Here is a 13,080-nt window from a genome sequence, read left to right on the forward strand (position 1 = left end):
ATTTCTGTGAGACGCGCGAAGATCGTCGCCACTCTGGGTCCCGCCACCGAAAGCTACGAGATGGTTCGCGCCATCATCGACGCCGGTGTGGACGTGACCCGCTTCAACCTCAGCCACGGCGACTACCCCGACCACGACGCCCGACTGGCGAACGTGCGCAAGGCGGCGGATGACGCCGGCCGTGCCGTCGCCGTCCTCGTCGACCTGCAGGGCCCCAAGATCCGACTCGGCCGGTTCGCCGAAGGTCCCCACTTCCTCGCCGTCGGCGACGTCTTCAAGATCACGACCGAAGACATCGCCGGGACGAAGGAGATCGTCGGCACGACTTTCAAGGGCCTGCCCGAGGACGTCAAGAAGGGTGACTTCCTCCTGATCGACGACGGCAAGGTCCGCGTCCAGGTCACCGGTGTCGAGGGGCCGGTCGTCACGACCGAGGTCATCGTCGCCGGCTACGTGTCGAACAACAAGGGCATCAACCTGCCCGGCGTCGCGGTCAACGTGCCCGCGCTGTCGGAGAAGGACGAAGCGGACCTCCGCTGGGGTCTGCGCGCCGGAGCCGACATCATCGCGCTGTCGTTCGTGCGCAACGCCGCCGACGTCACCCGCGTGCACGAGATCATGGCGGAGGAGGACCGCAAGGTCCCCGTCATCGCGAAGATCGAGAAGCCGCAGGCCGTCGACGCTCTCGAAGAGATCATCGACGCGTTCGACGGAATCATGGTCGCGCGCGGCGACCTCGGCGTCGAGCTGCCCCTCGAAGCCGTGCCGATCGTTCAGAAGCGCGCCGTCGAACTGTGCCGCCGCATGGCCAAGCCGGTCATCGTCGCGACGCAGATGCTCGAGACCATGATCGAGAACCCCGTCCCCACCCGCGCTGAGACGAGCGACGTCGCCAACGCCGTCCTCGACGGCGCGGACGCGGTCATGCTCTCGGGCGAGACGAGCGTCGGCAAGCACCCCGTGGGCGTGGTCGAGACGATGGCCCGGATCATCGATGCGACCGAGACGCACGGGCTCGAGCGCATCCCGCCGCTGACGGCGAAGCCGCGCACGCAGGGTGGCATCATCACCCTCGCCGCCAACGAGGTCGCAGAGTTCGTCGAGGCGAAGTTCATCTGCCTCTTCACCGAGTCGGGTGACACCGCGCGTCGCATGTCGCGGCTGCGCTCCGGCATCCCGATGCTCGCCTTCACCATCGAGCCGGCGATCCGTCGCCGCATGGCGATGACGTGGGGCATCCAGTCAGCCCTCGTCGAGCACGTCGCCCACACCGACCTCATGTTCCTCCAGGTGGACGACTACTTCCTGTCGCGCGGCCTTCTGGAAGAGGGGGACAAGGTCGTCGTGATCTCCGGGTCCCCTCCTGGAATCATCGGTGCGACCAACGACATCCGGATCCACAAGATCGGCGACGCCGTTCACGGCAAGGCTCCGATCTACAAGGCGGAGAGCTGATCCCTCGCCTGTGATGCACGAAACGGCGCCCCTTCGGGGGCGCCGTTTCGCTGTGGTGCCGGTGGTGGGAGTCGAACCCACACGCCCTTTCGGGCAACCGAGTTTGAGTCGGTCGCGTCTGCCATTCCGCCACACCGGCGCGCGCCTCAACGACGATACCGCAGGATGCGGGTGCACCCTGGCCTAGGATGGACGAGTGACTGAGCAGGAACCCACCTCCGCCCCCCAGGCAGCTCCCGCCCCTCGACGCGTCGTCGTCGCGGAGGATGAGTCGCTGATCCGCCTCGACATCGTCGAGATCCTGCGCGACAGCGGCTTCGACGTGGTCGGCGAGGCGGGCGACGGCGAGACCGCCGTGCAGCTGGCCACCGAACTCCGTCCGGACCTCGTCATCATGGACGTCAAGATGCCGATCCTCGACGGCATCAGCGCCGCCGAGAAGCTGAGCAAGAACCACGTCGCACCCGTCGTCCTCCTCACGGCGTTCAGCCAGAAGGAGCTCGTCGAGCGCGCTAGCGAAGCCGGCGCGCTCGCCTACGTCGTGAAGCCGTTCACGCCGAACGACCTGCTGCCCGCAATCGAGATCGCCCTCGCGCGCTACGAGCAGATCATCACGCTCGAGGCCGAGGTCGCCGACATGGTCGAGCGCTTCGAGACCCGCAAGCTCGTCGACCGGGCCAAGGGCCTGCTGAACGAGAAGATGGGCCTGTCCGAGCCCGAGGCGTTCCGCTGGATCCAGAAGGCGTCGATGGACCGTCGCCTCACGATGCAGGACGTCGCCAAGGCGATCATCGAGCAGCTGGCGCCCAAGAAGGCGTGACGCCTCCGTCATGATCGACGAGCTCGATCTCCCGGTCGATCTCGCTGTGCGAGGCGGATCGGTGCTGCTGCGGGGCGCGACGCAGGGCGACCTCGATGCGATCGTGGCGCTGCTGTCGGACGACCCCGTCAGCGCCGGTCGCGGCGACGTCGCGGCAGCGGAGGACCATGGCCTGTACCTGCGGGGCCTGTTGCGCATCCTGGACTCGGAGAGCAACGACGTCCTGATCGCGGAGAGCGACGACCGTGTCGTCGCGACCATGCAGCTGACCGTCATCCCCGGGATGGCGCGCCGCGGCAGCACGAGACTCCTCGTCGAGGCCGTCCGGGTCGCCAGCACGGAGCGTTCGGCGGGGATCGGCGCCGCGATGATGACGTGGGTCGCCGACGTCGCCGCTCCCGCCGTCGGAGCATCCCTCGTGCAGCTGACGTCGGATGCCGCGCGCACCGACGCCCACCGGTTCTACACGCGACTGGGCTTCGTGGACTCGCACATCGGCTTCAAGCTCGCCGTTCCGCGCTGAGCGGATCAGGATGCCGGCAGGTCCCGCACCATGTTGGTGATCCGCACCGTCGAGCACCGCCTGCCCTGATCATCGGTGACGACGATCTCATGGACGGTCATGCTCCGGCCGAGGTGGATCGGCGTGCAGACCCCGGTGACCCACCCCTCCGTCGCCGAGCGAGTGTGAGTCGCGTTGATGTCGATGCCGACCGCGAGTCGTCCCTCGCCTGCGTGCAGGTTCGCGTGCATCGAGCCGAGCGACTCGCCGAGGACGACGTAGGCGCCGCCGTGCAGGAGACCGACGGGCTGCGTGTTGCCGGCCACCGGCATCCGCGCCACCGCCCGTTCCGGGGTGAATTCGATGAACTCGATCCCCATCTTCTCGGCCAGGGCTCCCATCCCGCGGCCGGCGGCCCAATCGAGCGCGTCGGCGGGGGAGGAGGCGGTCTCGGGCATGGCGCATCACCTTCGGTTCGGGTGGTGCCGACCCGGCACCGGTGCGGGGAAGTCGATGTCGCGGGCCCGAACTAGGCTGGTCGGGTGAGCGACTCCGGAAAGCCTACTCTGCTCGTCGTCGACGGCCACTCGCTGGCCTACCGGGCGTTCTACGCCCTCCCCGTCGACAACTTCTCGACGAAGGACGGCCAGCACACCAACGGGATCTACGGCTTCCTGTCGATGTTCGTCAACCTCGTCAAGGCCGAGAAGCCGACGCACCTGGCCGTCGCCTTCGACACGTCGCGTCAGTCGTTCCGCACGCGTGTCTACGAGGAATACAAGGCCAACCGGTCGGAGTCTCCCGCCGAGTTCAAGGGGCAGATCCCGCTGCTGCAGGACTGCCTGACCGCCATGGGTGTGCCGGTTCTGACGAAGGAGGACGTCGAGGCCGACGACATCCTCGCGACCCTCGCGACGCAGGGTGTCGACAGCGGCTACGACGTGCTCGTGTGCTCCGGCGACCGCGACACGATCCAACTGGTGACCGATGACGTCACGCTCCTCTACCCGAGCGTGCAGGGCGTCTCGCAGCTGAAGCGCTACACCCCCGACGCGGTGGTGGAGAAGTACGGCCTCCCGCCCGAGAACTACCCCGACATCGCCGCGCTGGTGGGCGAGACGAGCGACAACCTCCCGGGCGTCCCGAAGGTCGGCGAGAAGACGGCCGTCAAGTGGATCACCCAGTTCGGGACCCTCGACGCCCTCCTCGAGCGGGCCGACGAGATCAAGGGTGTCGTGGGCGGCAATCTCCGCGAGCACCTCGACGACGTCCGCCGCAACCGTCAGCTCAACCGGCTGCTCCGCGACGTCGAGCTCGAGTACGCGCCGCAGGACCTCGTCATCCGCCCCCTCGACACGCAGGCCGTTCGCGACATCTTCGCGCGCCTGGAGTTCCGCACCCTCTTGCCGCGGGTGTTCGAGGCGTTCGACGCGACTGACGAGCCGCCCGCGCCCGAGGTCTCGGCGCCCGACCCGCAGCAGACGGATGCCGCGGCCCTGGCCGCATGGCTTTCGCAGCAGACGAGCGAATTGGCCCTGACGGTCACCGTCGCCGGTGGCCTTCCGACGCGCCTCGGCGTCGCGACCTCGGACACCGTCCACGAGCTCGATTGGGACGAGAGCGCCCGTGCGGCGCTCTCCCCGTGGCTCGAGAGCGACGCGGCGAAGATCATGACCGACGCGAAGCCCCAGGTGAAAGCACTCCGCCGCGCCGGCGTGCGGCTGGGCGGGCTGACCTTCGATGTCCTGCTCGCCGGCTGGCTGCTGCGTCCGAGCCTGCCCGACAAGACCCTCGCCGATCTCGTCGACCGCTACCTCGACGAGAAGCTGCCCGAGGCCGATCCCTCGCAGCTCGTCCCCGAGACCGAGGGGGCCACGCCCGGGCAGCTGGCCTGGTTCGCCCTGCGCGTCGCCGAGCAGGAGCGCGCGGAACTCCCGGCATCCGTCGGTGCGGTGTTGAGCGACATCGAGATTCCGACCCTCGACGCGCTCGCGGACATGGAGCTCGCGGGTGTCTCGGTGTCGCGGGACAAGCTCGGCGGGTTCTCGGGGGAGCTCGCGGCGCGGGCGGACGCGATCGCGCAGGAGGCGTACGGCATCATCGGGCGCGAGGTGAACCTCGGCTCGCCCAAGCAGTTGCAGGAGGTGCTGTTCGATCAGCTGGAGCTGCCGAAGACCCGCAAGACCAAGACGGGCTATTCGACGGATGCCGCGGTGCTCGCCGATCTGCAGGACTCCCACCCGCATCCGTTCCTCGGGTTGCTCCTGCAGCACCGTGAGGCGACCAAGCTCCGTCAGATCATCGAGTCGCTGACCGTGGGGATCGCCGACGACGGCCGCATCCACACCACCTACGTGCAGACCGGCAGTCAGACGGGTCGCCTCTCGAGCACCGATCCGAACCTGCAGAACATCCCGATCCGCAACGAGGAGTCGCGCCGCATCCGCGCGGCTTTCGAGGTCGGCGAGGGGTACGAGACGCTGCTGACTGCGGACTACTCGCAGATCGAGATGCGCATCATGGCGCACCTGTCGGGCGATCCCGGACTCATCGAGGCATTCAACTCGGGCGAGGACCTCCACCGCTTCGTCGGCGCCCGCGTGTTCGGGGTGGAGCCCGCCGAGGTCACCGCGCCGATGCGTACGAAAGTGAAGGCCATGTCGTACGGCCTCGTGTACGGACTGAGCGCGTTCGGGTTGTCGAAGCAGCTGCGCATCGAGCAGTCCGAGGCGAAGCAGCTCATGCTCGAGTACTTCGCCCGCTTCGGCGCGGTGCGCGACTACCTGCGCTCCTCGGTCGAGCAGGCGCGGATCGACGGCTACACCGAGACGATCTTCGGCCGCCGCCGGCCATTCCCCGACCTGACGAGCCCCAACCGGGTCCTCCGCGAGAACGCCGAGCGCGCCGCGCTCAACGCCCCGATCCAGGGGAGTGCGGCCGACATCATGAAGATCGCTCTCGTCGAGATCCACGACGACCTCCGCGCACGCGATCTGAGGTCGCGCGTCCTGCTGCAGATCCACGACGAACTCGTCGTCGAGGTGGCGACAGGGGAGTGGGAGGAGGTCGAGACGATCGTCCGCACCCGCATGGGCGATGCGGCGGAGCTCTCCGTGCCGCTCGATGTGCAGATCGGTCGTGGGAGCCACTGGGACGAGGCGGCTCACTGACGCGGAGCGCACGACGCTCTACGCTCGAGGAATGACCGACGCACAACGCACGCCCACTCCGATCGACACGATCGCGGAACGCTGGGTGGATACGCTGGCCGAGCTCTCTCCGAGCCTCGCGACGTACATCGGACGGACCGAGTACAACGGCCGTCTCGACGACTTCTCTCCCGAAGGGCACGAGCGGCTCGCTGCCGCGGCGGCCGACACCCTTCGCGCGCTCGAGGCCGCCGAGGCCGTCGATTCCGTCGACGAGGTCACCAAGATGGACCTGTCCGCGGAGCTCGGTCTGCAGCTCGACCTGCACGCGGCGAAGTCGCACCTGCGCGACATCAACGTGATCGCCTCACCCTCGCAGGACATCCGCGCGGCGTTCGACCTCATGCCGACGGACACCGTCGACGACTGGTCGGTCGTCGCGACGCGCCTCTCGGCGATTCCGACGGCGCTGGCCGGGTACGTCGAGACCCTGCGTCAGGGCATCTCCGAGGGCGTCGTCCCGGCGCGCCGGCAGGTGCGCGAAGTCGTGACGCAGATCGCCCGCTACACGAGCGACACCGGCTTCTTCGCGACCTTCGTCGGTGACGCCGCTCCCGCGGAGGGGCACCTGCCCGCCACGCTCGCGCGCGAGCTCGCCGACAACGCGGGTGCCGCTCGCGTCGCTTACGACCAGCTGGCCGCGTTCCTCCGGGACGAGCTGGCCCCGGCGGCCTCCGATGTGGATGCCGTGGGCCGAGAGCTCTACGCGCTCCACTCGCGTCAGTTCCTGGGGGCGACCATCGATCTCGACGAGACCTACGGCTGGGGTGTCGAAGAGCTGTCGCGGATGGTCGCAGAGCAGGAGTCCATCGCGAACGAGATCAAGGCCGGCGCCACCGTCGAGGAGGCTGTCGCCTTCCTCGAGCAGGACGAGGAGCGGAAGCTCCGCGGCACGGACGCCCTGCAGCGATGGATGCAGGAGACGAGCGACCGCGCGGTCGACGAGCTCGGACGCACCCACTTCGACATCCCGGAGCCGATCCGCCGACTCGAATGCATGATCGCGCCGACCAACGAGGGCGGCATCTACTACACCGGCCCGACCGACGACTTCTCGCGTCCGGGCCGTATGTGGTGGTCCGTCCCCGAGGGCGTCGACACGTTCGACACGTGGCGCGAGCTCACGACGGTCTATCACGAGGGCGTCCCGGGGCACCACCTGCAGATCGCGCAGGCTGTCTACAACCGCACGGAACTGAACTCGTGGCGCCGACTCCTCGCGGGCTCCAGCGGCCACGCCGAGGGGTGGGCCCTGTACGCCGAGCGGCTGATGGCCGAACTCGGCTACCTCGACGACCCGGCTGACCGGCTCGGGATGTTGGACGGTCAGCGGATGCGGGCGGCCCGCGTCGTCCTCGACATCGGCGTCCACCTCGGCAAGCCGCGGCTCGACGGCACCGGCACCTGGGACGCCGACTACGCGCTGGAGTTCATGCGGCGCAACGTCAACATGTCCGACGAGTTCATCCAGTTCGAGGTGAACCGCTACCTGGGATGGCCGGGTCAGGCACCGTCGTACAAGGTCGGGCAGCGGATCTGGGAGCAGATCCGCGACGAGGCCGCCCAGCGCGGCGGATCCGACTTCGACATCAAGACGTTCCACATGCGGGCGCTGCGCCTCGGCGGGGTCGGGCTCGACACCCTCCGCGCCGCTCTGCGCGACGGCTGAGAGGAACGACGGAGGGCGTCGGGAATACCCGACGCCCTCCGTCGTTCCTACCCCGTAGGCTTTATGCACATGAATGAAAGGGGCCGACGTGGCCGCAGTGGAGCTGGGACTCGACACATTCGGTGACATCACCGTGGACGACAGCGGTGAACGCGTCTCGGGTGCGCAGGCGATCCGGAACCTCGTCGCACAGGCGACTCTCGCCGATCAGGTGAATGTCGACTTCATCGGCGTGGGGGAGCACCACCGGGCCGAGTACTCCGTCTCGAGCCCGGAGATCGTCCTCGCCGCCATCGCCGCCAAGACGGAACGCATCCGTGTCGGAACGGCGGTGACCGTCCTCTCCAGCGACGATCCCGTCCGGGTCTACGAACGGTTCGCGACGCTGTCGGCGATCTCCAACGGGCGCGCCGAAGTGATCCTGGGACGCGGCTCCTTCACCGAGTCCTTCCCGCTGTTCGGGTTCAACCTGGCGGACTACGAGGCCCTCTTCGAGGAGCGTCTCGAGCTCTTCTCGCTGCTGCGGAGCGAGAAGCCCGTCACGTGGCAGGGGTCGACGCGCGCCGCCCTCACCGACGCCGACATCTTCCCGAAGACCGAGGGCGGCATCCGCGCCTGGGTCGGTGTGGGCGGCTCGCCCGAGTCCGTCATTCGTACAGCACGGTACGGGTACGGGCTGATGCTGGCCATCATCGGTGGTCCCGCCGCCCGATTCCGCCCCTACGTCGACCTCTACCACCGGGCGATCGGCGAACTCGGTACCGAGGCCCAGCCCGTCGGCATCCACTCGCCGGGGCACATCGCCGACACCGACGAGCAGGCGTGGGAAGAGGCGTACCCCGGCTTCGAAGCGCAGAACAACTCTATCGGGCGCGAGCGCGGCTGGCCGCCCTACAGCCGATTGCGGTTCCAGCAGGAGGTCGGTCCGGGAGGATCGATCTACGCCGGCTCGCCCGAGACGGTGGCGCGCAAGATCGCCGACACGATCACGACTCTCGGGGCCGGCCGCTTCGATCTCAAGTACGCCAACGGCACCCTCGGGCACGACAAGCTGATGCGCTCGGTCGAGCTCTACGGCACCCGCGTGATCCCGCTCGTGCGCGACATGCTCGGCGAGTGATCGCGACGCTCCCGCGGCCTCGTACGATGCGAGGATGACCACGACCACGACCGGCTCGGTCAGCAGCCGGCTCGATCGCCTTCCCTTCACCCGCACGCACCTGCGCGTCCTCACCGGATCGGGCGCCGGCTGGGCGCTCGACGCGATGGACGTGGGTCTCATCTCCTTCGTCATCGCCGCGCTCGTGAGCGAGTGGAATCTGACGACCGCGTCGACGTCCTGGATCGCCTCGGCGGGCTTCGCGGGGATGGCCATCGGCGCAACGGTGGGCGGATTGCTCGCAGACCGGATCGGTCGCCGCTCGGTCTTCGCGCTGACACTGCTCGTCTACGGCCTCGCGACCGGGGCGAGTGCGCTGGCGGGTGGGCTCGTCGCCCTCATCGCGTTGCGCTTCGTCGTCGGGCTGGGGCTCGGAGCGGAGCTGCCCGTCGCGAGCACGTACGTCAGCGAGTTCGCGCCCGCGCGGATGCGGGGACGCATCATCGTGGTGCTCGAGGCGTTCTGGGCGGTGGGCTGGACGGCGTCCGCGCTCATCGGCTACCTCGTCATCCCGTCCGTTCCCGAGGGGTGGCGCTGGGCTCTCGCCATCGGCGCCGTCCCCGCCGTGTACGCACTGATCGTCCGATGGGCCCTGCCGGAGTCGCCGCGCTGGCTCGCCTCGCGGGGACGCGCGACCGAAGCCGAACGCGTCGTCGCGGGGCTGGAAACCTCTCCGGCGCTGTTCGGCCGTCCCGCGGCGCCTCCCACCGAGGCCGCGGAGGTCGCCCCGGGCCGCGCGACGACCGTTGGGGAGCGACTGCGGGGCCTGTGGGCTCCAGCCATGCGCCGGCGGACGGCATCCCTCTGGATCGTCTGGTTCTGCGTCAACTTCTCGTACTACGGGGCCTTCATCTGGATCCCCACGCTGCTCGTCTCGCAGGGGTTCGGCCTGGTCCGCAGCTTCGAGTTCACGCTCCTGATCACGCTCGCACAGCTCCCGGGTTACGCCGTTGCGGCGTGGCTCATCGAGGTGTGGGGGAGGCGCGCGACCCTGTCCGTCTTCCTCGCCGGATCGGCGGTCGCGGCGATTCTCTTCGGGCAGGCCACGACTATTCCGGTGATCCTGGCGACCGGCATGGCGCTGTCGTTCTTCAACCTGGGCGCCTGGGGCGCGCTGTATGCGGTGACCCCGGAGACCTATTCGACGTCGCTCCGCGCGACCGGGGCCGGGTGGGCCGCCGGCATCGGGCGGATCGCGTCGATCCTGGCGCCGCCGATCGTGCCGGTGCTCCAGGCCGTCGGCGGCATCCCCGTCGTCTTCATCGTCCTGAGCACCTTCTTCGCGATCGCCGCAGCGGCGACGTGGGGTCTCTCGGAGTCGCGGGGACGGTCGCTCGCGGACTGAGTCATAGGCTGAGGGGATGCCGCAGGATATCCGCTACGTCGCGATCGGGGACTCGTTCACGGAAGGCGTCGGTGACGAGCTGCCGGGCGGCAGCGTCCGCGGCTGGGCGGACCTCGTCGCCCAGGGCTGGGCCGACTCCCGCGGCCAGGCGATCTCGTACGCGAACCTCGCGATCCGCGGGAAGCTCATCCAGCCGATCGTCGAGGAGCAGCTCGAACGCGCTCTCGCACTCCGGCCGACGCACCTCTCCTTCAACGGCGGCGGTAACGACATGCTTCGCCCTCGAACGCCCATCGCGCGGGTCGCGGACGTGTTCACCCGCGTCCTCCGTCGCTGCGACGAGGAGGGGGTGACCCTCATCGTCCTCTCCGGAGCCAACCCGTCGGCTCAGCTGCCCCTCGCGCGCCTGATCCAGCGACGCGGCGACGAGCTCTCGCGCGCCGTCACCGAACGCATCGCCGGGCGCGATGATGTCGTCGTGGCGCTGAACTGGCCCGACACCGACCTGTCGGATCCGTCGTTCTGGTCCGAGGACCGGCTCCACATGAACGATCGAGGGCATCACCGCGTCGCCGCTCGGGTCCTCGAGGCTCTCGGCGAGAGGGCCCCCGGCGAGTGGTGGCGCCTGGACGAGACGGATTCGGCCGTCGCTCTCACGCGGGGCCGGTACTTCCGCGAGCACCTCGGACCGTGGTTGCGCCGCCGCCTGACCGGAACGTCGTCGGGGGACGGCCGCGAGGCGAAGTACGGGGACTGGTTCCGCGTCGAACCTCGTCCGCGCGGCTGAATCCACCACCCTGCGCGCCTGTCAAGGGCTATCAGCTTCCTATCAGGGGCGGCGATGATCGGAACCACACCGCCAAGAAAGTGAGGGTGCGCATGAGCATCGGATCCGGAATCGTGCTGTTCGTGATCGGCGCCATCCTGGCGTTCGCCGTGAACGTCGACGTCCAGTACGTCGACCTCAACCTGATCGGCTACATCCTGATGGCAGCCGGTGTCGTCGTCTTCCTGCTCGGCCTCGTGCTGATGCTGCGTCGACGTTCCAGCGAGTCGACCGTCCGAACGGTCGACCCCGTCGCAGGGGAGCGGGTCACCCGCTCCGAGACCCGTACGTCGGGAGACGGCACCGTCTGACGACGCCCGCGACATCGAAACGGCCCGTTCCCCTCCCGGGGACGGGCCGTTCGTCGTCCCGGTCAGCGCCGAGGGCGACGAGGCTGATCCATACCGATGTGGATGCGGGTGCGTCGCCGTTCGATGCTGATGAAGGTCGCACCGATGAGCCAGAGCGGGATCTGGACGAGGAAGGCGACCCGGAAGGCGTCGAGACGGTAGGTGTCCGGCGTCCCTGCGCCCTGCAGGTCCAGCACGAAGCCGATGGCGAAGATCGCGATGAGCGCCGCAAGGAAACCGCCCGCGTTCGTGACGCCCGTCGCCGTGCTGAGACGGTGGGACGGATTGTGGGTGCGGGCATGGTCGAAGGCGATCATCGATGCGGGGCCACCCATGGCGAGGGCGACCAGCAGGACGACGAGGAGCCAGATCGGAGCCCGGCCGGGCCAGACGATCACAGCGGTCCAGGCGATCAGCTGGAAGGCGACGGCGGGGAGGACGAGGGCGCGGGAGCGTCGGTGCGGTACCCGTCGGGAGAGCTCTCCGAGGACGGGCCCCAGGGCCATCCCCGCGAACACGTAGAGCGACGTGAGGAGGCCGGCCTGCCCGGTGGTGAGGCCCTCTCCCGCCGTGAGGTAGGGGAAGCCCCACAGCAGGATGAACGCCGTGCCGGCGAAGGGCGTCGTGAAATGCGACCAGAACGCGAGTCGCGTCCCGGGGTGAGCCAGGGCGGCGCGTATCCCGACGCCGGTGTCGATCGTGGAGGTCACGACGCGTATCGCCCCGGTGTCGGTGTCGACGCTGACGTCGCGGGCGAGCTCGGGCGGCCGGTTGCGCACGACGGCGAAGACGAGGACGGCGAAGAGGACGCACAGTCCGGCGATGCCACCGAAGGTCACCGACCAGCTCGTCGCGTGGAGGACGGCGGCGATCGGGATCACGGCGACGAGCTGTCCCGCCTGTCCGAGGATCCCCGTCAGCTGCACCATGAGGGGACCCCGTTGCGCGGGGAACCAGGTTGCGACGAGACGGAGGACCGCGGGGAAGACCGCGGCATCCCCGGCGCCCAACAGCATGCGGGCGACGATCGCGACGCCCACGCTCGGCGAGAGGGCCATCGTGAGTTGACCGACAGCCATGAGGATCATCCCGATCGTCATGATCGGGCGCGACCCGTAGCGATCGAGGAGGACCCCGACCGGGATCTGCATGCCGCCGTAGACCGCGAGCTGGACGACCGCGAACAGCGACAGGGTCGCGGCATCCGCCTGGAAGCGGTCGGCCGCGTCGACGCCGACTGCGGCGAGCGACGTACGGTTCGTCACGGCGAGCACGTACGCGGCGACGCCGGTGCCCCAGATCAGCCAGGCACGGAAGCCGGGGCCGTTCGTCGGGGTGGTCTCCTGCCGACGTGCTCCGCTCACCCGCCCACGCTACTCTCCGGCGGGCGTACTCTGAGCCCACACCATTCGGGCGATCGGAGAACACATGAAAGCGACCATCGGTGACACCGTCATTGCAGAGGCGGCCGACGACGAGATCATCCGGATCGAGGGGAACGCGTACTTCCCGCCGTCATCCGTGAAGCAGGGTGTCCTGGTCGAGAGCCCGACCCCGTACACGTGCCCGTGGAAGGGGGAGTGCCAGTACTTCCACGTCGAGGCCGGCTCCGAGCGGATGACCGACGGCGCGTGGTCGTACCCCAACCCGTACCCGTCCGCGTTCGACCGCGTCGGCGCGGACTTCTCCGGCTACGTCGCGTTCTCGCCGGGGATCACCGTCGGCCAGTGATCCGGGCGCGCGCC

General features: G+C 69.0%; 12 protein-coding genes and 1 tRNA gene. 10 read left to right on the forward strand and 3 right to left on the reverse strand.

Features of this window, described 5'->3' with window-relative positions:
- The first annotated feature begins 6 nt into the window (after positions 1-6).
- Complete coding sequence (gene pyk / locus ABCU91_RS09500) at positions 7-1,455, forward strand: pyruvate kinase (RefSeq protein WP_413353504.1); 1,449 nt, start codon at positions 7-9, stop codon at positions 1,453-1,455.
- 53 nt (positions 1,456-1,508) lie between these two features.
- Here pyk and ABCU91_RS09505 read toward each other — a convergent pair.
- Positions 1,509-1,594, reverse strand: a tRNA-Leu gene (locus tag ABCU91_RS09505).
- Positions 1,595-1,651: 57 nt separating this feature from the next.
- Between ABCU91_RS09505 and ABCU91_RS09510 the strand changes: the two genes are divergently transcribed.
- Together ABCU91_RS09510 and ABCU91_RS09515 are read left to right on the forward strand one after the other, a co-directional pair.
- Positions 1,652-2,275, forward strand: coding sequence for an ANTAR domain-containing response regulator (locus ABCU91_RS09510; protein WP_091353649.1), 624 nt, complete (start codon positions 1,652-1,654; stop codon positions 2,273-2,275).
- A gap of 10 nt (positions 2,276-2,285) precedes the next feature.
- Positions 2,286-2,798, forward strand: coding sequence for an N-acetyltransferase family protein (locus ABCU91_RS09515; RefSeq protein ID WP_413353505.1), 513 nt, complete (start codon positions 2,286-2,288; stop codon positions 2,796-2,798).
- Positions 2,799-2,803: 5 nt separating this feature from the next.
- Here the strand turns inward: ABCU91_RS09515 and ABCU91_RS09520 are convergent, their stop codons facing one another.
- Entirely contained in the window at positions 2,804-3,235 is a 432-nt protein-coding gene (locus ABCU91_RS09520; protein ID WP_413353506.1) for a PaaI family thioesterase, read from the reverse strand.
- 84 nt (positions 3,236-3,319) lie between these two features.
- On the opposite strand from ABCU91_RS09520, the gene polA reads away from it, so the two are divergent.
- The 6 genes from polA (at position 3,320) to ABCU91_RS09550 (ending at position 11,296) form a co-directional block, all read left to right on the forward strand.
- Positions 3,320-5,947: a DNA polymerase I gene (gene polA / locus ABCU91_RS09525; RefSeq protein ID WP_413353507.1), complete on the forward strand. Its 2,628-nt coding sequence runs from the start codon at positions 3,320-3,322 to the stop codon at positions 5,945-5,947.
- A gap of 31 nt (positions 5,948-5,978) precedes the next feature.
- Entirely contained in the window at positions 5,979-7,655 is a 1,677-nt protein-coding gene (locus ABCU91_RS09530) for a DUF885 domain-containing protein (RefSeq protein ID WP_413353508.1), read from the forward strand.
- Between the two features lie 73 nt (positions 7,656-7,728).
- The gene (locus tag ABCU91_RS09535) at positions 7,729-8,775 is read left to right on the forward strand and encodes an LLM class flavin-dependent oxidoreductase (protein WP_413353509.1); all 1,047 of its coding nucleotides are present in this window, start codon (positions 7,729-7,731) and stop codon (positions 8,773-8,775) included.
- Positions 8,776-8,809: 34 nt separating this feature from the next.
- Positions 8,810-10,159 carry an MFS transporter gene (locus ABCU91_RS09540; RefSeq protein ID WP_406924229.1) on the forward strand — a complete coding sequence of 450 codons (1,350 nt, stop codon included), beginning with the start codon at positions 8,810-8,812 and terminating at the stop codon, positions 10,157-10,159.
- Between the two features lie 16 nt (positions 10,160-10,175).
- A complete protein-coding gene (locus ABCU91_RS09545) occupies positions 10,176-10,946 on the forward strand; it encodes an SGNH/GDSL hydrolase family protein (RefSeq protein ID WP_413353510.1) in 771 nt (256 codons plus the stop codon).
- A gap of 92 nt (positions 10,947-11,038) precedes the next feature.
- The gene (locus ABCU91_RS09550) at positions 11,039-11,296 is read left to right on the forward strand and encodes a DUF6458 family protein (protein ID WP_091353681.1); all 258 of its coding nucleotides are present in this window, start codon (positions 11,039-11,041) and stop codon (positions 11,294-11,296) included.
- 62 nt (positions 11,297-11,358) lie between these two features.
- Here the strand turns inward: ABCU91_RS09550 and ABCU91_RS09555 are convergent, their stop codons facing one another.
- Entirely contained in the window at positions 11,359-12,699 is a 1,341-nt protein-coding gene (locus ABCU91_RS09555; RefSeq protein ID WP_406924227.1) for a nitrate/nitrite transporter, read from the reverse strand.
- A gap of 64 nt (positions 12,700-12,763) precedes the next feature.
- On the opposite strand from ABCU91_RS09555, the gene ABCU91_RS09560 reads away from it, so the two are divergent.
- On the forward strand, positions 12,764-13,066 hold the full coding sequence (locus tag ABCU91_RS09560; protein ID WP_091353688.1) for a DUF427 domain-containing protein: 303 nt from the start codon (positions 12,764-12,766) through the stop codon (positions 13,064-13,066).
- Positions 13,067-13,080: the final 14 nt, after the last annotated feature.

The organism is Microbacterium phoenicis (assembly GCF_047302325.1).
Classification (GTDB): Bacteria; Actinomycetota; Actinomycetes; order Actinomycetales; family Microbacteriaceae; genus Microbacterium.